Raw genomic sequence first — 19,659 nt, 5'->3', positions numbered from 1 at the left:
TCTCGGTCGTCTCGGTCAAGTGCGCACCTCCCGATACCGGTGGACGATCAGATAGATCAGGTAGGGGGCACCGAGCACAGCGGTGACGATGCCGACCGGGAGTTCGAGGTCGCCGAAGACCGTTCGCGAGATCACGTCGGCCCCCACGACCAGCGCCGCCCCCAGCACCATCGAGGTCACCAGCGGCGGCCGGGAGGCACGGGCCAGCCGCAGGGCGATCTGCGGCGTCGCCAGCGCGACGAAGGCGATCGGGCCCGCCGCGGCCGTGGCGACCGAGGCCAGCACCGCCGCCCCGAGCAGCAGGACGCTGCGGGAGGCGATGGTGTTCACACCGATCCCGCGCATCGTGTCGTCGTCGAACTGCAACGCGCCGAGCACGTGCGCGCCGATCAGCGTCACCGGCACCAGCACAGCCAGCGCGACCGCCACCGGCACCACGTGTTCCCAGCCGCGCGCGTTGAGGCTCCCGGTCAACCACACCGTGGCGCGGCCGGCGTCGTTGACGCCACCCAGTGTCATGAACCACACGGTGGCGTTGGCGGCCAGCGCGTTGATGCCCACGCCGACCAGCACCAGCCGGAACGAGTCGATGCCACCGCGATAGGCCAGCAGGTACAGCACCACCGCCGTACCCACCCCTCCCAGCAGGGCCACCACCGGCAACCCGGCCGCAGCGAGCAGCCCGCCCAGGCCGGAACCACCTCCGAAGACGATCGTGGCCGTGGCCGCCACACCCGCGCCCCCGGAGATTCCGAGAATGTCCGGGCTGGCCAGCGGGTTACGGGCGATGGCCTGCATGATGGCGCCGGACAGACCGAGCGCGGCCCCCACCAGCAGCCCCGTCAACGACCGGGGCATCCGCAGCGTGAACACGACCAGCTGGTCGTAGTGGTCCCCGCCGCCGAAGAGCACGGTCACCACCCTGGCCGGGCTGATCGGGTACGTGCCGAGGCCGATGTTGACGGCGAACACCGCCACCAGCACCAGCAGCACCCCCAGCAGCACCAGCAGCGGGCGCAGGCGCAACACCGTCGAAACGGGGCCGAGGCGCAACGGTGCCCGCCCGGGCACCTTCGGCGCGGAAGCCCGGCGGGTGGAGCCGACGGTCTCGGTCACAGCCGCACCAACTTCCTCCGACGCACCAGCACGATGAAGAACGGCGCGCCGACCATCGCCAGCATGACCCCGACCTGGATCTCCGAGGGCCGGGCCACCACCCTGCCCGCGATATCGGCCAGCAGCACCAGGCACGAGCCGAGCAGCGCGCTGAACGGCAACAACCACCGGTGGTCGGCACCGGTGATGAAGCGGGCCACGTGGGGCACGACGAGGCCGACGAAGCTGATCGGACCGCACACCGCGACCGAGGCCCCCACCAGCACGGCGATGGCCGCGATGCCCAGTCCGCGGGACCACCGCACGTGGTGGCCGAGCGAGCGGGCGACGTCCTCGCCCAGCGACAGCGCGTTGAGGCCGGAGGCGTTGGCCAGGCCCAGCACCAGACCGATCGCCAGGAACGGCAGCACCTGCCAGACCACCGAGACGTCGGTGATCGCGACGGAGCCGACCTTCCAGAACCGGTAGGTGTCCAGGCTCTGGCGGTCCAGCAGCACCAGCGCCGAGGTGATCGCCTGCAACAGCGCGCTGAGCGCCGCCCCCGCCAGCGCCAGCGTCACCGGAGTCGCCCCGCCCCTGCCGACGGAACCGATGGCGAACACGGCCAGCGCTCCGAGCAGGGCGCCGAGGAAGCCGAGCCAGACGAAACCGAACAGGCTGGTCACTCCCAGCGTGTACACCGCCAGCACGACGGCCAGCCCGGCGCCCTGGGTGATGCCGAGCAACCCCGGATCGGCGATCGGGTTGCGCGTGTGCCCCTGCAACAACCCACCGGCCAGGCCGAGAGCACAGCCGACCAGCACGCCCACGAGCGTGCGCGGAATCCGCAGCTGCCACACGATCAGGTCGTTCTCGGAGCCGGTCGATGCCACCAGCGACTGCCAGACCGCACCGACGGGGATGGTCTTCGCACCGATCAGAATGCTGAGCAGGCAGCTCAGGACGAGCAGGGCGAGCAGGACTCCGAGGCCGAACAGACGTCTACGACGCCGGGAGGCGAGCACCCCGCCGGGACTGTCTGCGGGACGGTCGGCGGCACGGTCGGTCCCCGGGGTGGGGGAGCTGCCCGTGGTGACGCTGCGACTCACATCCCACTCCTTCGGCCGCACGGGATCGCTGACTTAGGTTAGCCCTACTTAGGTTAGGCCCACCTAAGGCTAACCGATCAGGACGGGATGTCCATGCCCGTCACCGCACACCGCCGTACGACGAGCACCGCGGGGACGGCGGAGTCGTGGAACTGCTCACCGGGCCTGCTCACTCCGGAACCGGTCGTGTGCGGCACGGCACCGAAAACCACGCACCGACCCCGTGCTCGACCGGGCGCTCGGCGATGCGACGGGCGAAAACCGAGACCAACGGCACACCGAAACGCATCGCGCCGACCGTGCGAAGCGCGGAGACCCGGGACCGAAACGCTCTCCACCCCCCCACCAGGAAAAGATCCGGCGTTCGCAAGCCGGACATCCGCTCGGCGAAAGTCCGACGCGAACAACTCTACGAACAGCTCTCGGGAATCACCCCACCGTGTTCAGCGAAAACCACCGGGACGGTGGGGGAAGGACAACCCCCGGTCGACCGCGCGCACTCGGAAAGTCCGACCTCGCGCGCCGGGAGCTCGTCACCGACGAGAAGCGGGGGAAAAACGATCGGTGATGCCATCCGCACCACACTCGGACGCGACCCCGGCGATGTCGATCGTGCGATTCGCCGGTGAACACCGGAGTACGGCGCCACACCGAGAACTCGTTCGCCGGAATCGTGCGGAACGAGGCCGGGGCGCCCCTCCCGACGGGCCTACCCACCGATAACGACATCGTGGTGAACCCGAGCCGCCGAAGGAGATCGGCGGAACTCGACGTCGACCACATCTGCGTCAGCGTCCATCCCGATCAGGCCGGAAAAGCCGCCGAAACCCGGTGGACCCTCGAATGCGGCCCGGCCCGTCGTGAAGCGAGTTCACCAACCGGCAACGCCTCGTCGGTGATGTACGTGTGGATGACGTCGGTGGGCCCGAACGGCACGCACCGCATCAGCAGCGCACACCTGTCCAGCGGCGACCTCGCCACCGCATTCGACGGTCGAGCCGACTCGGCGAACCGACACGAAGGCGGCGCGCCGCATCCCGCTGCGCGCCGCCACTTCATCAGTGGGCCTTGTGATACTGGTCCACGATGTCGGCGGGGATACGGCCACGGTCGGAAACCTTCAGCCCCCGCTTCCGCGCCCATTCCCGGATCGCCTGGTTCTGCTCGCGGTCCGCGCTGGTGGGGCCGCTGGTGCTGCGGGAAGATCCCGCCTTCGGCCCCGGCTTCTTACGACCACCCGCGCGGCGAGCGCTGGACAGGAAGCTGCTCAACGCCTCCCGCAACTCGGTGGCATTCTCGTTGGAAAGGTCGATCTGGTACGACACACCGTCCAACGCGAAGTCGACTGTTTCGTCGGCCTGCCCGCCGTCCAAGTCATCGACAAGGCTGACCGTGACCTTCTGCGCCATCGTGGGAGTCCTCCCCGGAGTATTCCAATGCCGAGCGGCGACGAAGAGTCGAAAAGCCTCATCGCCGAACGATTCTCGTCGTCAGGTTAGCGCAGTAAAGCCGATTCCGCACTCACCCCCCGGCGAAAACCTTACCCGCGCGTCGCGCGGGTAAGGTTCGGCGCTACAACGCACCGGGCGAAGACCGTCATTCCGGGCGTACCAACGGGAAGAGGATCGTCTCCCTGATACCGAGTCCGGTCAGTGCCATCAGCAACCGGTCGATCCCCATTCCGACGCCACCACTCGGCGGCATTCCGTACTCGAGCGCACGCAGAAAGTCCTCATCCACGGGCATGGCTTCCTCGTCACCACCGGCGGCCAACCGGGCCTGCTCCTCCAGGCGAGCCCGCTCCACCACCGGATCCACGAGTTCGGAGTAGCCGGTGGCGAGCTCGAAACCACGAACGTAGAGATCCCATTTCTCCGCGACTCCCGGCTTGTCGCGATGCTGCCGGGTCAGCGGAGCGGTCTCCACCGGGAAGTCCCGCACGAAAGTCGGGGCGTGGAGGTGATCGCCGACGAGATACTCCCACAGTTCCTCGACCAGCTTGCCGTGCCCGTGTGAGGGATCGAACGTGAATCCGGCGTCCTCGGCGTGCTTGCGCAGCGTTTCCACCGATGTGTCCGGGCTCACCTCGCTGCCGAGCGCCTCGGACAGCGAGCCGTACATCGTGATCGTCGACCATTCGCCGGAGAGATCGTACTGGCTGCCGTCGGCCCACGTCACGAGCTCGGTGCCGAACACGGTCCGGGCGGCTTCCTGGATCAGCTCCCGGGTCAGCTCGGCCATCGAGTCGTAATCGGCATAAGCCTCGTAGAACTCCAGCATCGCGAACTCGGGGGAGTGGGAAGAATCACTCCCCTCGTTGCGGAAGTTCCGGTTGATCTCGAAGACCTTTTCGATACCGCCGACCACGCAACGCTTGAGGAAGAGTTCCGGGGCGATTCGCAGGAAAAGATCCATGTCCAGCGCGTTGGAATGCGTGACGAACGGCCGTGCCGCGGCGCCGCCCTGCAGGGTCTGCAACATCGGGGTCTCCACCTCGATGTAGTCCCTGTTCTCGAAGGAGTTCCGCAACGAGCGCAGCACACCGGCACGGGTCCGCACCGTCTCGGCCGCACGATCGCGCACGATCAGGTCGACGTAGCGCTGCCGCACCCGCGTTTCCTCGGCCAGGTCCTTGTGCGTCACCGGCAGTGGGCGCAGCGACTTGGCCGCCATCCGCCACTCGTCGGTCAGCACCGAGAGCTCACCGCGTCGCGAGGTGATGACCTCGCCGGAGACGAACACGTGATCGCCCAGGTCCACGTCGGACTTCCACGCCGACAGCGCGTCCGAACCGACCTCGTCGCGGCTGAGCATCGCCTGGAGCTGGGTGCCGTCACCACCACGCAGCGTGGCGAAGCACAGCTTGCCGGTGTTGCGCAGGAACATCACGCGTCCGGCCACGCCGACGCGATCACCGGTGGCGGCGTCGGCGGGCAGGTCCGGATGTGCGGCGCGTACCTCGGCCAGCGAGTGCGTGACCGGCAACGTCACCGGATACGGGTCCTCGCCCGCCTCCAGCAGCCGCTCCCGTTTCTCCCGCCGCACCCGCAGCTGTTCGGGGAGGCCATCGGCGGCATCGGCAGAGGTGGGTGTTTCCTGGTCGTTCACGGGGCCCCAGGGTACTGACCGTGCTGACAAACCCGTCTATCGGCCACCCGCTCGGCAGCACCGCCACGCGGGCCGGGACTGCTCGCGCTCCTTCACGAATCGTTTTTCGACAAGTGGCGCCGGCCGTTTCCCACCACGCGCGCAAGCCGAACCGGGAAACCCGATCACCCGAAGTTGCGGTCGAAGACCAGGCGCAGCCCCAGCAGCGTGAGCTCGGGAACGTGGTAGGAGATCGTGCTGGATTCGGCCACGATCAGCGGGGCGAGCCCACCCGTGGCCAGCACGGTCGTCGGACCACCGTGGGAGGCCTCCAGGTCGGACACGATGTGGCGCACCAGGCCGTCGACCTGCCCGGCGAAGCCGTAGAGGATCCCCGACTGGAGACACTCGACGGTGTTCTTGCCGATCACCGAACGTGGCCGCACCAGCTCGACCTTGCGGAGTTGCGCGGCCCGGGAGGCCAGGGCATCCAGCGAGATCTCGATTCCCGGGGCGAAAGCGCCACCGAGGAACTCGCCCTTGGCCGAGATCACGTCGATGTTGGTCGAGGTCCCGAAGTCCACGACGACGCAGTTGGTGGAGTACAGGTGGTGGGCCGCCAGCGTGTTGATCACGCGGTCCGCGCCGACCTCCTTGGGGTTGTCCACCAGCAGGGGAACACCGGTGCGCACCCCGGGTTCGACGACCACGCGGGGAACCTCGCTCCAGTAGCGCCCCAGCATCACCCGCAGCTCACGCAGCAGCGCGGGCACGGTCGACAGCGCCGAAACACTCGTGATCTTGTCCGCGTACTCGCCGAGTAGACCGCGCATGGTGAACGCGAGTTCGTCTGCGGTCATCCGCGGCTCGGTACGCATCCGCCAGTTGCGGACCAGCGACGCCTCGGCCTTGGAACACGCCGCACCACCATCGTCGTAGAGACCGAGCACGATGTTGGTGTTGCCGACGTCGATGGCGAGCAGCACCGTCGTTTTCCTTTCCTGTCACATGATCCGGCCCCTGTCGACGGCACCGGAGGGTTTCGCGCGATCCGTCAGGTATCGGGATGCAGCAGCGCGTCGAGACGGGCGGCGTCGTCGGTCTCGGGCGGATCCTGCTCCGCGATCTCCGAGGGCATCGACACCGCCGTGCTCGCGAGGCCGGACCCGGCGGGGGCGTGCCCCGGATCCCGGCCGTGCTCGGTGATCCGGTTGTCCGCGTCGACGAACAGCACCCGCGGCAGCAGCGACCGGGCCTCCAGCTCGTCCATGACGCCGTAGGCGATGAGGATCACCAGGTCCCCCGGGTGCACCAGGTGCGCGGCGGCACCGTTGATGCCGATCACGCCGGAATCGCGCTCCCCGGGGATCACGTAGGTCTCCAGCCGCGCCCCGTTGGTCACGTCGACGATCGTGACCTGCTCGCCCTCCAGCAGGTCGGCGGCCTCCATCAGCGTGGCGTCGATCGTGACCGAGCCAACGTAGTGCAGATCCGCCTCGGTGACCGTGGCGCGATGGATCTTGGACTTCAGCATCGTGCGCAACATCGCGACCTCCTCCTACCGACGATCCGCCTCATTCCGGCGCGCCGGAGCTGCCGAGCAGCACCAACGCGTTGTCGATCAGCCTGGTGCCACCGACCGTGGCGGCGACCAGCAGCCGAGCCTCACCTTCGGCGGGGGCCGGACCGAGTTCGGTGTCGCGGAGCTCCAGGTAGTCCAACTCCAGCAGGGGCTCGGTTTCCAGCACCCCACGCGCGGCTTCGAGCACCGCATCCGCACCGGAGGCGCCCGCGTGGGCCCCCGCCGCGAGAGCCGCCGACAGGGCCAGCGCGGCGCCACGCTGCTCGGAGGCGAGATAAGCATTGCGCGAGGACAACGCCAGCCCGTCCGATTCCCGCACCACCGGGATGCCCTGCACCGCGGTGCCGAGATGGAGCTCGTGAGCCATCCGTCGCAGCAGCACGAGCTGCTGGTAGTCCTTCTCCCCGAACAGCGCCAGGTCCGGGCGCATGATCCCGAAAAGCTTGGCCACGACGGTGAGCACTCCCGCGAAGTGGCCCGGCCTGCTGGCACCTTCGAGCTGGTCACCCAACGGCCCCGGGTTCACGGTGATCTGCGGGTCCGGTCCGTAGAGCGCCTCGGTCGATGGCGCGAAAACCAGCTCCGCGCCCTCCTGACGGCAAGCTTCGACGTCGGATTCCCACGAACGCGGATAGCGCTCGAAATCCTCGTCCGGACCGAACTGCAGCGGATTCACGAAGTTCGAAACCACCGTGACGCCGCCCGAAACACGACGAGCGCGCCGGATCAGTTCCCGGTGTCCCTCGTGCAGCGACCCCATGGTGGGCACCAGGGTGATCTTGCGCCCGGTACCGCGCAACGCCCGGGTGACCTTGGCAAGCTCGGCGGGCTGCTCGTGAACGGTCACCTCACCCGGCGTGAAACCCGGCCCCGCACCGGCGTCGTAGGCGGATTTCGGTGTCATCACTGCTCCCCGTCGAGTACATCGCGCACCTCGGTGGCGTCTCCGGACCGGAGCACCCCGGACCGGACGGCACGCTCCGCGGTGCGCTTGGCCAATTCCACATACGCCGGCACCACAGCCGGGTCGGCCGCGTCCAGCACGTCCAGGTGCGCCCGCACCGTTCCCGAGTCCCCGCGCGCCACCGGTCCCGTGGCCGCGCGGTCACCGTGTCGCAGGGAGTTGTCCAGCGAGGCCGACAGCAACGGCGCCATCACCCGCTCCGGTGTGGCGACCCCGGCGTCGCGCAACAACTGCGCGCACTCGTTGACCAGCGTGACCAGGTGATTCGCCCCGTGCGTCAGCGCGGCGTGATAAAGCTTCCTGCTCTGCTCGGGGACCCGGACCGGCTCGGCCCCCAGTTCCAGCGTCAGCGCCTCGGCGACGTGGAAGCCGGCCTCGTCCTGCTCCCCCGCCGTGATGGCCACGCACGCCGTGGCCAGGCGCTCCACGTCCTCGGAGCGGCCGGTGAAAGTCATGGCGGGATGCAACGCGATCGGCAGCGCACCGGCTTCGGCGGCGGGGTCGAGCACGTCCACGCCGTGGGCCCCCGAGGTGTGCACCACGATCTGGCCCGCACGCAGCGACTCCGTGGCCACCAGCCCCCGCACCATGCCGCCGAGGGCGTCGTCGGGCACCGCCAGCACCACCAGGTCAGCCTGCCGCACCACCTCGTCGGGCGGCAGCACCGGCACCCCCGGCAACAACTCCTCGGCCCTGGTCAGGGAGGCGGCCGACACTCCGGCCACGGCGACGACGTGGTGACCGGCACGCTGCAACGCGGCGCCCAGCACGGATCCCACTCGACCGGCGGAGACGACACCGACCCGGAGCCGGGGACGTTCACCCCGAGCGGCCGCACCGTCCGCCGAACCATCAACAGGTACGGACATCGAAGTCCTTTCAACCGTTCCGGTCCCATCCTCCGGGTACCGGACAGCGGCGCGAGAGTAGCCGGAAAACCGCCCCGACGTGGGCCGCGGGTGGTGAGAACCACGAGCATCAAGCGCGTGGGCACCGTCACTTCCCGCGTTCGGGAGGCTGGGGAGTCATCTGCGTCAGCTCGCCGAGCTTGATGCGGGCGGTCTGCAACGCGTTGTGGGAACCACTGGCCGAACGACGAGCCGACTTGAGGTCGGCGATCAGCCGCTCCCGTCGTGCCCGGCGCGCGGCGCTCGTGGTTCGCCCCTCGTCCGCCCTGTGTTGCAGGAACGCCAGCTCGGTCACTGCGATCTGGTAGTCACGCACCGCCTTGGCCGCCTCGGCACCACCGCTGCGACGCACCTTGCGCTGCCAGCCACGCCGACCTTGCAGGCTCGCCAGCATCTCCATCTCGCTGGCCATGATCAACCCGGCCCGCTCCAGCACCGGAAGCTGCCGGGCCACGATGCGTTGCTCGCGCCTGCGCTGCCAGACCACGAGCCACCCGGTACCGGCGAAGATCGGAACCATGATCAGGAAGTAGACGTTGAGGAACTCCACGCCGCCCAGCCGGGTCGATCCGTTCCACACCGCGTGCAGCACGGTGGCGACGAGATATCCCAGCAGCGGCCAGGCGACCCGCCAGCCACTATGCCGACTCCGCGTGGCCAGCCCGATCCCGATGCCGACCATCGAGGTGAACAGCGGATGCGAGAAGGGCGAGAGGATCCCGCGGATGATGAACAGCGCGATCACGCCACCACCGACGCTGCCCAAGCCGCCCTCGGCGTAGGCCTTGCCGAAGTAGAGGATGTTCTCGGTGAAGGCGAAACCCGCCGCCGTCAGCGCGGCGTAGACGACACCGTCGACCATGCCGTTGAACTCCGCACGCCGCCGGAACCACAACGCCACCACGAACAGCGCCTTGGCCGCCTCCTCCACCGGGGGCGCGGCCACCACCGTCGTGAAAAACGTCCGGGCGTCGGGGACCAGGAACTCACCGAAGCCGACCATCGCGTCGTTGAGCAGCAACGCGCACGCGGTCGCCCCGCCCGCTCCCCACAGGAACGCGCCGAGCATGAGCACCGGCGGCTCCGGCTCCCACCGATCCATCCACACGATGGCGGCGTAGACGACGCCGACCGGCAGCAGGGCGGCCAGCGCACCGATGGTCGCGGCAGGAACACCGACGCGGGCCGTGACGATGCCGAGCATGGTCAGGCCACACATGCCGAGCGCGATCAACCCCGCGACAGGCCAGCCCACGACGTGGTGCTTGTAGGACTGCAGCCTGCGCGCGCCCGAAAGATCAGGAGTGGACACGGTTGAACCCTAAAACGCCGTCCCGATCCACGAACAGCAGGCGTTACCGCTCCCGCCCGATGGGGTGACTCACCGTCCGCGGCGGCGACGCCGGGGGGATTCCGCGTCACCGTACGCGGCGAGCAGATCGGTGACCGAGGTCCCTTCGGCGTGAGCACCCGGTGCGACCTGCGAAGTCCACTCCGAACCCGTGGACTCCCGCTCCTGCTCCCGTACCGCCTGCTCTCCCGACGGCTCGGCGGCACCCCGGGAGGCCGTCGCCCGCTGCGAGGCCGGACGTGACTGCGCCGGACGCGAGGGGGCCGGGGCCCGCGACGCCGCGGCGGCAGGATCGATACCCGGTTGTGACGGGGCGCCCCGGGACGGGGGTCGAGCGGACTGCTGCGCCCCGGACTGCCGCGGACGGTCCTGCGCGGGCGGGTGAGCGGACGCGGACTCGGTGTCGACCCGGCCGATCACTCTCGTGCCGGCGGAATCCGGCGATGCCGGTTCCGCCGGTGCGGAGTGCGCTGATGCCGCCGGGGCAGCCGGCGCCGCCGGGGCCGATGTCACCGGAGCGGGTTCTTCAGCCGACGGGACCACGCCCTGCTGCCGAGCGGAGGACCCGTCTTCACCGGTCCGCTGCTCACCCAGCGACCGCATCCGGGTGGCCTCCGCCTGAAGCGCCACCCGCTCGTACATCACATCACCACCGAGCAGCGGCTCCAGAGCCTCGCGCAGCGTGCGCAGCTCCTCGCGCAGCCGCTGGATCTCGGTGTCGGACTCCTCGGCCACGCGGCGGCGAGCCTCGTTCTCCGCTTCCAGTTCGTGCTCCCGGCGCGCGGCTACCTCGCGCTCCAGCTCCAGCTCGTAGACACGCCTGCGCTGCTCGGCACTCTCGTCGTCCTCGGCCACCCGGCCACGCAACCGCGCTGCGGCCAACGCCGCGATCAGCGCGGCCCACAGGGCGGCCAGCAGCCCCAGTCGCAGCAGTCGAGCGTCTTCGCCGAGAACCAGGATCGCCGTGGCCGCCAGAGCCAGCAGCACGGCACCGCCCCACAGCACTGTTGCGCGACCGGAGCCGTTCGGAGAGGACATGCCACCACGGTACCTATACCCGAACGTGACTCGGAGCCCCGGGAGAACGTTCGAGTCCACTGTGGTCACCTACTGCGGTCGGATGATGCCCGCAAAACAAGAAACCCACCCATGCAGGTGAAATACACCGCCCATTCGGGTGAACGCTCGGACGGTCATCGCCAAATCCGCCCCGGCCCATTTCGGAAAACGGTGGAGCCACTGCGCGAGGACTCACCAGTCGCGACGGTCTTCGTCGACGTCGTCCTCCTCCGGCTCGTCGGGATTGCGCAGGCAGTACTCCAGCCACAGCCCCGCCGCGACAGCGGCCAACGCGCTGATCAGCCCGACGACGCAGGACGCCGTGTCGGACCGGGCGGCATCCACCCGCGAGAGAATCGGCAACAGATACGCCAGCAGTCCCAGCCACGCACCCGCCATGATCGCGCCGGCCATCGAGGAGGCCTTGGCCAGCGCCACCACCCTGGTCGCGGTCATCGGCTCGATGGGTTCCACCCCCTGTTCCCGCCGAACCCGCGGTCGCAACGTCAACGCCAGCACGGCATCCACGATCGCCACCACCAGCAGGGCCACCCCGGCCAACAGGGGCAGTCGCGGCAACGAACCGTAATCGACGGAGACCCAGAGGTAGGCCAGCATCGCCGCGACCAGCGCGGCGGCGAGAAGGTGCCGGGACTTGGTGTAGGTCATCTGCACTCCGGAGGCGGGAAAGACTGCCACGTCCCAGGATCCCACCCGAGGCCGATGCCGGATCCGTGACCCACCAGCGCGCACGCGCCTCTTGAGTCTCCACCGACTGGAAGGACCACAGTAACTCCCGTGGACGACACCAGGCTTTACACGATCGGGGAACTGGCACGTCGCACCGGCCTGCCGGTCAAGACGATCCGGTTCTACTCCGACAGCGGCGTGGTGCCACCGACCGACCGCACGCACTCCGGCTACCGCCTCTACGACGTCGAGGCGGTCACCCGGCTGGAACTGGTCCGCACCCTGCGGGAACTGGGAGCCGGACTCGACGACGTCCGGCACGTCCTGTCCAGCCGGACCACGCTCGGGCAGCTCGCGCGAACGCACCTGGACCTCGTCGAGGACCAGCTGCGTCAGTTGACCACCCGCAGAGCCGTACTCCGTGCGGTCGTGAAGCAGCAGAGCACGACCGAGGAGATGAGGATCATGCACGAACTGGCGAAGATGTCCGACGAGGAACGCGACCGGCTCATCGACGAGTTCTGGGACGAAGCGGCCGAGGGGCTCAACGTGGACCCCGAGTTCATCGCGTGGATGCGCTCGGCCAAGCCCCGGCTTCCCGAGGACCCGTCCGCGGAACAGCTCGAGGCCTGGATCGAACTGGCCGAGCTCGTCCGCGACCCCGGATTCCGCCGAACGGTCCGCGAGCTGAACGCCGAGCAGGCGAGGGTCCGCGACACCATGCCCGAAGCCGACTTCTCCCAGGACCGCGTCGAGGAGTCCTGGGACGTCATGGACGAGATCATCGCGGCGCGGAAGTCCGCGGCGGCACCGGACTCGGAGCGGGCCCGCGCGCTGGTCGACCGGTTCGCGGGCATGGTCGCCCACGACCGGGCCGTCGAGGACGACACCCGGTTCAGGAACACGCTCGCCGACGAGTTCGAGCAGCACGACCCGCGCCTGACCCGATACTGGGAACTGCTGGCCACGATCAACGACTGGCCGAAGCGGGGAATGCTCTCGGCCGCCGACACGACGTGGCTCGTCGCCGCCCTGCGCGCCTCGGCGAGCTAGACCAGCGGTAGGTCGTCGCGCCGGTGCACCTCGGCGAGCTCCTCCGCGGGCAGAGTCTCGACGATGCCCGCCACGGCACCGAGGCCTGGCAACTCGGCCGCCGGATCGACGGCCAGCCACGGAATCAGCACCGTCGCACGGCTCGCCGTGCCGGGGTGCGGAAGCAGCAGGTCGGGGTGGTCACTGCGGACGTCGTCCACGGTGACCACGTCGACGTCGAGGGTGCGCGGACCCCAGCGCCGCTCCCGGCCGCGCTCCGCCTCGCGCTCCAGCTCCTGACCACGGCGCAGCCAACCCCACTCGTCGACCGAGTCGGACTCGACGACGATCACCGCGTTGAGAAAGTCCGGCTGGTCGGTCACGCCCCACGGAGCCGTCTCGTACACCGGTGAGGACGCCACCAGCACATCGGCGAAACCGTTCACGGCCAACCGGAGATAGGCCAGCCTGTTCCCGAGGTTCGATCCGAGGGAAAGCACCGCCCTGCTCATGCGGGAACGACCCCACCGCGCTCGTCCCACGCGGAACGATGAACGGTCACCGCGACGTCGTCGAAGGTCAGCGGGATCGGCGCGGCGGGCTTGTGCACCGTGACCTCGGTGCCCTGCACGCGCTCGTCGGTCATGACGTCGTCGGCGATCTCGGCGGCGACGGTCTCGATCAGGTCCCGCGACGGTCCTCCCACCACCGCGGCCGCCCGCTCGGCGAGGACACCGTAGTGCAGCGTCCGCCCGACCTCGTCGGTGGCCGCCGCATCGGTGAGGTCGACCCACACCGTGAGATCGACCAGGAACTCCTGGCCGATACGCTTCTCGTGGTCGAGCACGCCGTGGTACCCCCACACGCGCAGCCCGGTAACGGTGATCCGATCAGCCATCGGTACCTCCCCCGAGCCACGCCCCGGTGACGGACACCGCATCCAGCGACCCCACGACGTCGTGCACTCGCACTCCCCACGCACCGCGTTCCGCGGCCAGCGCCGAAACCACCGCGGTCGCCGTCTCCCGTCCCGCCGCAGGACGCGGCGTGCCGTCGGCATCAGCCAGCAACCGGCCCAGGAAACGCTTGCGGGAAGCGCCGACGAGCACCGGGAAACCCAGATCGACGAAGACGTCCAGCCGGTGCAGCAAAGCCCAGTCGTGCTCACCGGTCTTGGCGAAACCCAACCCCGGGTCGAGCACGATCGCGGACTCGGAAACCCCCGCGTGCAACGCCGCATCCACCCGACGCAGCAGTTCGTCACGCACGTCGGTGACCACGTCGTCGTAGACCGCCAACGAGTTCATGTCACGACTGTGACCGCGCCAGTGCATCAGCATCCACGGCAATCCGGTGTCGGCGAGGACACTCGCCATCTCGGGATCGGCGAGACCCCCCGAGACGTCGTTGATCGCCGCCGCGCCGACCTCCGCCGTCGCCGCGGCCACCCGAGCGCGGGTCGTGTCGACACTGACCGGCACGCCGGCGGCGACGAGGTCGGAGACCACGGGCAGCACGCGGGCGATCTCGGTGTCCGCGTCCACCCGCTCGGACCCCGGCCGAGTGGACTCACCACCCACGTCGATCATGTCCGCACCCTGCTCGCGCATCTCGATGCCGTGGGCCACGGCCGCGGCGTGATCCAGGTACTGACCGCCGTCGGAGAACGAGTTGGGCGTCACGTTCAGCACGCCCACGACCGCGCAACGTCCCGGATCGGGCAGCGACGTGGTGGATTTCGGCATCATTTCCCTCGAATCAACGACAGCGCCTCGGTCCTCGAGGACGCCGATGACCGGAAGATACCCCGCACCGCCGAGGTCGTGGTCGTCGAACCGGCCTTGCGCACCCCGCGCATTCCCATGCACAGGTGCTCGGCGTCGACCACCACGATCACACCACGCGGTTCGAGCCTGCGCACCAACGCGTCGGCGACCTGTGAGGTGAGTCGCTCCTGCACCTGGGGCCGCTTGGCGTAGAGATCCACCAGCCGCGCCAGCTTGGAAAGCCCGGTGACCCGTCCCTGCTCATTCGGGATATAACCGACGTGCGCCATTCCGTGGAAGGGCAGGAGATGGTGCTCACAATTGTGAGTCAGATGGCCGTCAACAAGAAATGTCGGATGCGGATCACAGGTGTAGCTGTACACCGTGTACGGCTCCGCCCCGGTCGCCTCCAGGGTGCGCACGGACTCCACCTTCACCCAGTCCGACTCGATCAGATCCGTCTGGTGCGACTCCTGCGGAAAACCGTGCCGCAGAATCCAGTCGTCGGCGATCCAGAGTCGAGAAATCTTGTCGACCGAAGGCGTGAACCGTGCACCGATCACATTTGCGAAGTCCTGCAAGAAAGAGGCGTTGCAACTGGCAATCGTCCTCCCGCGGCCCTGCTTCGATCGGCGACCGTCGCCCTCCACGTAGCCGTCGAGGAAACCTCGGAAGGTGATCTCGTCCGCCAGCACCACGCGGGGGAACTGCTGCCGCTGGTGGTGCGGGTCCCCACCGACGTACTGCCGCATGAGGTCGGCCAGGTACGAGGAGACCACGCGCACCCGGAATCCGGGGAGCTGACGATCCAGGGAGCCGGAGGGCCGCTCCACGCTCTCGATGTTCGCGGTGACGCCGAAAGCCTTCTCCACCGAGTACGCGAACTGCTTCGCGGAGTCCCGCTCGTCGACGATGAAGGAGACGTACCGATCACCGACGGTGCCGTCCGCGCACAAAGCACCGATCGCGTAGCCGAATTCGTACCCGATTTTCGGCTTCCACCGTTGGCGGCGCAGTTTGCTCGGGTGGGTCCACTCGATGAACGTTCCGGCGACGTCCTTGGCTTCCTGCCACCCTTCCGGCGTTGCCAGCGGGTGATCCGGAGTCACCTGGAACGTTCCCTTTTCCGTGACCACTTCCACGAGCTCACGGGTCTTGCGTGAAGTGACGTCGACGACTTCGGTTTCATCGACCTCGCCGTTCACCAACGTCCAGAAGCGATCGCCCACGGTGACTTCCCGTGCCTGCTTGACACCGTCGACGAGATTGACGGTCTGCTTGCTCGGCACGCATTGTGAATATATGGGAATGTCGCGAACGAGAACGAGTTCCTCGTGGGATTCGTCGAACGTGCGGTCCAGGACCTCGTCCGGATCGGTGTAGAGCCCGGCGAACAGCTCCTGGTAGGCGCGGGCGACGCGGGCGGGTGTCTCGCGCAGGCCCTCCCGCTCGGGATCCTCTCCCGCGGCCAGCAGCAGCTCGCGAATGGCCGCCGCGGCACGCTCGTGATCAAACTGGGGACGACCGGAAGTGTGGTGGCCGGAGTGGTCGTCGTCCGCTCCGGATCCCTCGACCGAACTGGTCACGTGCTGTTCCTCCACCAAGTACGGCGCCCGGACCGGAGTCCGGGCGCCTTCCTCGGAGTCCTCGGCTACCGGTTGCCGGAACCGCTGTCGTTTCGGTCGTCGTCCGACTCGTCGTTGCCGTCGGACGAACCACCCTGGGAATCACCCTGCTCCTGGCGGCCCTGCTGATCGTCCTGGGTCCGCTGGGTGGGCTGGTCGATTCCGGAGGTTCCCTGACCGTTGGTTTGCTGCCCGCCGAAATGCCCCGGCTGTGCCGGCCCGGACTGGGACTGCTGGTCCCGTTCCCAGGAGGGCACCCAGTTGTACTGGTTGTTCACCGACTGCCCGGGAGCCTGGTACCCCGGCGGCGAGGTGGCCGGGGTCCAGCCCGGAGGGGCACCGTAGTTCGGCGGAACGCCCTGGGGAGCCTGACCCTGCGGCTGCCCCGGCTGACCTTGCTGGCCGCCCTGGCTCGGCTGCTGGCCCTGCTGCTGCCCCGGCGGGGGGAACTGCAACGTTCCCGGCTGCTGGCCACCCGTCGGCGGGTACTGCCCGTAGGGCACCGGCCCGTTCGACTGAGGCACGGGCTGCTGGGGCTGCTGCGGTTGCTGCGACTGCGGCCCGGGACCGTTCTGCTGACCGGCTCCCACTGGAGTGGGCTGCTCGACCGGCGGCGGCCACGGCTCACCACGTTCCATGGCGAGCTCACCCGGCGTCTTGATCGGCGGCTTCTCCGAGGGAGTACGACCACCGAACTCGTCGAACGCCGTGATGCGGGGACGCTTCTCCACCTGGGAGAAGATCCGCTCCAGTTCCTTGCGGTTCAGCGTCTCCTGCTCGATGACCTCCATCACCAGGTTGTCGAGCACGTCCCGGTAGGTGTGGAGGATCTCCCAGGCCTCGTTGTGCGCGGTCTCGATGAGCTTGCGCACTTCCTCGTCGATCTCGTGGGCGACCTCGAAGGAGTAGCTCGGCTGTTGACCGGCGGAGCGGCCCAGGAAGGGGTCGCCCTCCTCCTTGCCGTACTTGACGGCTCCGAGCCGTGCGGTCATGCCGTACTCGGTCACCATCGCCCTGGCGATCTTGGTGGCCTGCTCGATGTCGCTGGAGGCACCGGTGGTGGGCTCGTGGAAGACGAGCTCCTCCGCGGAACGCCCACCCATGGCGAACACCAGTCGGCCGATCATTTCCGAGCGGGTCATCATGTCCTTGTCGTCCTCGGGGACGACGAGGGCGTGCCCACCGGTCTTGCCGCGCGGCAGGATCGTGAGCTTGTACACCGGTTCCAGGTCGGGCATCGCCCACGCGGCCAGCGCGTGACCGCCCTCGTGGTAGGCGGTGATCTTCTTGTCCCGCTCCGAGATGACCTTGCTCTTGCGGCGTGGGCCACCGATGACGCGGTCGACCGACTCCTCCAGGGCCGCTGCCGTGATGAGCTGGTTGTTCTCCCGCGCGGTGAGCAGCGCGGCCTCGTTGACCACGTTCTCCAGATCCGCACCGGAGAACCCGACCGTGCGCTTGGCCAACCCGTCCATGTCGGCGTCCGGTGCCAGCGGCTTGCCCTTGGAGTGGACCTCCAGGATCGCCTTGCGGCCGCGCAGGTCCGGCGGCGGGATCGGGATCTGGCGGTCGAAGCGGCCGGGCCGCAACAGCGCCGGGTCCAGGATGTCCGAGCGGTTCGTCGCGGCGATCAGGATGATGCCGCCGCGCGAGTCGAACCCGTCCATCTCCACCAGCAGCTGGTTGAGGGTCTGCTCGCGCTCGTCGTGGCCGCCGCCCAGCCCGGCTCCGCGCTGACGGCCGACGGCGTCGATCTCGTCGACGAACACGATGCACGGGGCGTTCTGCTTGGCCTGCTCGAACAGGTCACGCACGCGGGAGGCACCGACGCCGACGAACATCTCGACGAAGTCCGAACCGGAGATCGAGTAGAACGGGACACCGGCCTCACCGGCCACGGCCCGCGCCAGCAGCGTCTTACCGGTCCCCGGCGGACCGTACAGCAGCACGCCCTTGGGGATCTTGGCTCCCAGTGCCTGGTAGCGGGTGGGGTACTGCAGGAAGTCCTTGATCTCGTGCAGTTCCTCGACTGCCTCGTTGGCCCCGGCGACGTCGCCGAACAACGTCTTGGGCATGTCCTTGGTGAACTGCTTGGCCTTGGACTTGCCGAAGTTGAGAACCTTGCTGCCGCCGCCCTGATTGTTCATCATCCACATCAGCAGCAGGACGATCAGGCCCAACGGGACCAGGTAGATCAACATCTGGGTCCAGAAGGAACTCTGGGTGACCTCGGTGTTCCAGGTGCCGATGTCGGCTTGGCGGATCTCACTGACGATGGAGTCCGCGGCCCCGGCGGGGTACTTGGTAATCAGGCGGTTGCTGCCTTCGACCTGAGAGCCCTGGTCGAGGGTCAGTTTGAGCCGCTGTTCCTTGTCCTCGATGGTGACCTCGGACACATGACCCTGGTTGATCTGTTGCAGGGCCTGCGACGTGGGCACATCGGTATAGCCTCGCGTGTCGTCGAAGAGCACGTTGAAGCCGTAGAACAGCAGCAATACCGCCAGGAACCACAGCAGCGGGTTGCGGAGCAGGCGCTTTCGGTCCATTCACTTGCGGCCGGCGGGCGGCCTCGACCCTCCCTGACTTTCACGTCGGGCAGTGGTAGGCGTTCATGTCAACGTCCACCCCCGGTTCCACCAGCGTACCGCTCGCCGTCGGGGTGAAACCGAGCGAGCTGTACCGCGGGTGCTTCAGGCTATTCGCCCAACACCGACAACGTCCGGAAAACCACATATGTTCCCCGGGTGAGCATCCGGTTGTGTGCCCCGGAACACTCGACGACGATACGGGCGGACGCAACCGCGGCGACGAGCCGCCGCGGTTGCCCCCCCTCACGCTCCTGAGGTGTAGACCTTCGGATCGAGAGTGCCGATGTAGGGGAGATCACGATAACGTTCGGCGAAGTCCAATCCGTAACCGACGACGAACTCGTTGGGGATGTCGAAGCCGACGTAGCGCAACGGCACCTCCACCTGCACGGCGTCGGGCTTGCGCAGCAGAGTGCACACCTCCATCGAGGCGGGACTGCGTGCGGCCAGGTTCTTCAGCAGCCAGGACAGGGTGAGTCCGGAGTCGATGATGTCCTCGACGATGAGCACGTGTCTGCCCGCGATGTCGCGGTCGAGATCCTTGAGGATGCGCACCACTCCGGATGATGAGGTGGACGAACCGTAGGAGCTGACCGCCATGAACTCCAGTTGCGCCGGGCGCGGCAGCGCACGGGCGAGGTCGGTCATGATCATCACGGCACCCTTGAGCACGCCGACCAGCACCAGGTCGTTGCTCTGAACGTGCTGGTAGTCCTCGTCGATCTGCTTGGCCAGTTCGGTGACCTTGTCGTTGATTCGCTGCTCGGTGATCAGCACCGACGCGATATCGCCGTCGTACACGG

The 19,659-nt window shown here is 68.3% G+C and carries 18 protein-coding genes and 2 pseudogenes; 1 reads left to right on the top strand and 19 read right to left on the bottom strand.

Annotated elements, in window-relative coordinates; genetic code table 11:
• Window positions 1-15: 15 nt before the first annotated feature.
• The 12 genes from FHX42_RS19090 to FHX42_RS19040 form a co-directional block, all read right to left on the bottom strand.
• A complete protein-coding gene (locus FHX42_RS19090) occupies window positions 16-1,116 on the bottom strand; it encodes a FecCD family ABC transporter permease (protein WP_182545807.1) in 1,101 nt (366 codons plus the stop codon).
• Complete coding sequence (locus FHX42_RS19085; RefSeq protein ID WP_182545806.1) at window positions 1,113-2,204, bottom strand: FecCD family ABC transporter permease; 1,092 nt, start codon at window positions 2,202-2,204, stop codon at window positions 1,113-1,115. Before FHX42_RS19085 ends, FHX42_RS19090 begins: the two co-directional genes overlap by 4 nt.
• A gap of 77 nt (window positions 2,205-2,281) precedes the next feature.
• On the bottom strand, window positions 2,282-2,416 hold the full coding sequence (locus FHX42_RS27180; RefSeq protein ID WP_268898429.1) for a hypothetical protein: 135 nt from the start codon (window positions 2,414-2,416) through the stop codon (window positions 2,282-2,284).
• A gap of 846 nt (window positions 2,417-3,262) precedes the next feature.
• Window positions 3,263-3,613, bottom strand: coding sequence for a histone-like nucleoid-structuring protein Lsr2 (locus FHX42_RS19080; protein WP_182545805.1), 351 nt, complete (start codon window positions 3,611-3,613; stop codon window positions 3,263-3,265).
• 187 nt (window positions 3,614-3,800) lie between these two features.
• A complete protein-coding gene (gene lysS, locus FHX42_RS19075) occupies window positions 3,801-5,312 on the bottom strand; it encodes a lysine--tRNA ligase (RefSeq protein ID WP_182545804.1) in 1,512 nt (503 codons plus the stop codon).
• A 164-nt stretch (window positions 5,313-5,476) separates the two neighbouring features.
• Window positions 5,477-6,277: a type III pantothenate kinase gene (locus FHX42_RS19070; RefSeq protein WP_182545803.1), complete on the bottom strand. Its 801-nt coding sequence runs from the start codon at window positions 6,275-6,277 to the stop codon at window positions 5,477-5,479.
• A 68-nt stretch (window positions 6,278-6,345) separates the two neighbouring features.
• Window positions 6,346-6,837 carry an aspartate 1-decarboxylase gene (gene panD, locus FHX42_RS19065; RefSeq protein WP_182545802.1) on the bottom strand — a complete coding sequence of 164 codons (492 nt, stop codon included), beginning with the start codon at window positions 6,835-6,837 and terminating at the stop codon, window positions 6,346-6,348.
• Window positions 6,838-6,865: 28 nt separating this feature from the next.
• Window positions 6,866-7,777, bottom strand: a complete 912-nt coding sequence (gene panC / locus FHX42_RS19060; RefSeq protein ID WP_182545801.1) for a pantoate--beta-alanine ligase — start codon at window positions 7,775-7,777, stop codon at window positions 6,866-6,868.
• Window positions 7,777-8,706: a Rossmann-like and DUF2520 domain-containing protein gene (locus tag FHX42_RS19055; RefSeq protein ID WP_182545800.1), complete on the bottom strand. Its 930-nt coding sequence runs from the start codon at window positions 8,704-8,706 to the stop codon at window positions 7,777-7,779. Before FHX42_RS19055 ends, panC begins: the two co-directional genes overlap by 1 nt.
• Before the next feature lie 127 nt (window positions 8,707-8,833).
• Window positions 8,834-10,057, bottom strand: coding sequence for a PrsW family intramembrane metalloprotease (locus tag FHX42_RS19050; RefSeq protein ID WP_328796417.1), 1,224 nt, complete (start codon window positions 10,055-10,057; stop codon window positions 8,834-8,836).
• Between the two features lie 69 nt (window positions 10,058-10,126).
• Window positions 10,127-11,134, bottom strand: coding sequence for a DUF6779 domain-containing protein (locus FHX42_RS19045; protein ID WP_182545799.1), 1,008 nt, complete (start codon window positions 11,132-11,134; stop codon window positions 10,127-10,129).
• Between the two features lie 213 nt (window positions 11,135-11,347).
• On the bottom strand, window positions 11,348-11,854 hold the full coding sequence (locus tag FHX42_RS19040) for a DUF3180 domain-containing protein (RefSeq protein ID WP_328796416.1): 507 nt from the start codon (window positions 11,852-11,854) through the stop codon (window positions 11,348-11,350).
• A 99-nt stretch (window positions 11,855-11,953) separates the two neighbouring features.
• On the opposite strand from FHX42_RS19040, the gene FHX42_RS19035 reads away from it, so the two are divergent.
• Complete coding sequence (locus tag FHX42_RS19035; protein ID WP_182545798.1) at window positions 11,954-12,898, top strand: MerR family transcriptional regulator; 945 nt, start codon at window positions 11,954-11,956, stop codon at window positions 12,896-12,898.
• On the opposite strand, the gene folK is transcribed toward FHX42_RS19035, so the two are convergent.
• The 7 genes and pseudogenes from folK to hpt all read right to left on the bottom strand — a co-directional run bounded on the left by folK (window position 12,895) and on the right by hpt (window position 19,657).
• Entirely contained in the window at window positions 12,895-13,389 is a 495-nt protein-coding gene (gene folK, locus FHX42_RS19030) for a 2-amino-4-hydroxy-6-hydroxymethyldihydropteridine diphosphokinase (protein WP_182545797.1), read from the bottom strand. The two genes, FHX42_RS19035 and folK, sit on opposite strands and share 4 nt — an antisense overlap.
• Complete coding sequence (folB, locus tag FHX42_RS19025) at window positions 13,386-13,775, bottom strand: dihydroneopterin aldolase (protein ID WP_182545796.1); 390 nt, start codon at window positions 13,773-13,775, stop codon at window positions 13,386-13,388. Before folB ends, folK begins: the two co-directional genes overlap by 4 nt.
• Complete coding sequence (folP, locus tag FHX42_RS19020; protein ID WP_182546109.1) at window positions 13,768-14,622, bottom strand: dihydropteroate synthase; 855 nt, start codon at window positions 14,620-14,622, stop codon at window positions 13,768-13,770. The genes folB and folP overlap by 8 nt, the downstream gene beginning before the upstream one ends.
• A pseudogene (gene folE / locus FHX42_RS19015) lies at window positions 14,622-15,038 on the bottom strand (GTP cyclohydrolase I); the annotation flags it as partial. The gene folP and the pseudogene folE, both read right to left, overlap by 1 nt.
• Before the next feature lie 894 nt (window positions 15,039-15,932).
• A pseudogene (locus tag FHX42_RS27495) lies at window positions 15,933-16,130 on the bottom strand (GTP cyclohydrolase I); the annotation flags it as partial.
• Window positions 16,131-16,294: 164 nt separating this feature from the next.
• A complete protein-coding gene (ftsH, locus tag FHX42_RS19005; RefSeq protein WP_182545795.1) occupies window positions 16,295-18,814 on the bottom strand; it encodes an ATP-dependent zinc metalloprotease FtsH in 2,520 nt (839 codons plus the stop codon).
• A 285-nt stretch (window positions 18,815-19,099) separates the two neighbouring features.
• Complete coding sequence (hpt, locus tag FHX42_RS19000) at window positions 19,100-19,657, bottom strand: hypoxanthine phosphoribosyltransferase (protein ID WP_182545794.1); 558 nt, start codon at window positions 19,655-19,657, stop codon at window positions 19,100-19,102.
• Between the last annotated feature and the right edge of the window lie 2 nt (window positions 19,658-19,659).

Origin of the sequence: Halosaccharopolyspora lacisalsi (genome assembly GCF_014137975.1) — a bacterium.
Lineage (GTDB): Bacteria > Actinomycetota > Actinomycetes > Mycobacteriales > Pseudonocardiaceae > Halosaccharopolyspora > Halosaccharopolyspora lacisalsi.
This window is presented reverse-complemented; position numbering and strand designations above follow the sequence as displayed.

Bases quoted from the DNA above. Each gene is read 5' to 3' on its own strand.
- FHX42_RS19055 (WP_182545800.1), bottom strand. From the start codon at position 8,706: ATGTCCGTACCTGTTGATGGTTCGGCGGACGGTGCGGCCGCTCGGGGT.
- ftsH (WP_182545795.1), bottom strand. From the start codon at position 18,814: ATGGACCGAAAGCGCCTGCTCCGCAACCCGCTGCTGTGGTTCCTGGCG.
- FHX42_RS19045 (WP_182545799.1), bottom strand. From the start codon at position 11,134: ATGTCCTCTCCGAACGGCTCCGGTCGCGCAACAGTGCTGTGGGGCGGT.
- FHX42_RS19080 (WP_182545805.1), bottom strand. From the start codon at position 3,613: ATGGCGCAGAAGGTCACGGTCAGCCTTGTCGATGACTTGGACGGCGGG.
- panD (WP_182545802.1), bottom strand. From the start codon at position 6,837: ATGTTGCGCACGATGCTGAAGTCCAAGATCCATCGCGCCACGGTCACC.
- folK (WP_182545797.1), bottom strand. From the start codon at position 13,389: ATGAGCAGGGCGGTGCTTTCCCTCGGATCGAACCTCGGGAACAGGCTG.
- folP (WP_182546109.1), bottom strand. From the start codon at position 14,622: ATGCCGAAATCCACCACGTCGCTGCCCGATCCGGGACGTTGCGCGGTC.
- folB (WP_182545796.1), bottom strand. From the start codon at position 13,775: ATGGCTGATCGGATCACCGTTACCGGGCTGCGCGTGTGGGGGTACCAC.
- panC (WP_182545801.1), bottom strand. From the start codon at position 7,777: ATGACACCGAAATCCGCCTACGACGCCGGTGCGGGGCCGGGTTTCACG.